We start from the raw sequence: 302 nt of genomic DNA, 5'->3' as shown, positions 1-302 counted from the left end.
TTATTCCAATTGGCCAGACAGGTAATCAACTGTGTTTTGGTTCCGGTTAAATCACGCATTGCCGCAGTTCTTTTTATGTCTCCGGCTTCGTTCATCAGCCAATCCACTTCCTGTAACAGCGCAGAACCTTCATACTCCTTACTGTTAACTTCGTAAGCTGTCAACCAGATAATACAGTCAGGTTTTGTTCTTTTGGTTGTTGTTTTTATCTGTTGCCATGCACGGTCAATAGCTTTCTGTCGAAAATCCAGCTCTATTTCAGGAGTTATACTGTCCTTTCCAGGAAAAGGCTGTTGCATTAA

1 protein-coding gene is annotated in these 302 nt (G+C 41.7%); it reads right to left on the bottom strand.

Annotated features, from left to right (window positions below):
- Positions 1 to 302, bottom strand: a 302-nt coding sequence (locus K5G00_RS29675) for a hypothetical protein (RefSeq protein WP_238770294.1), incomplete at both ends; no start/stop codon positions are given.

The organism is Maribellus maritimus, assembly GCF_022267315.1.
Classification (GTDB): domain Bacteria; phylum Bacteroidota; class Bacteroidia; order Bacteroidales; family Prolixibacteraceae; genus Draconibacterium; species Draconibacterium maritimum.
Note: the sequence above shows the minus strand (reverse complement) of the source record. Positions and strands in the feature narration are given on the sequence as shown.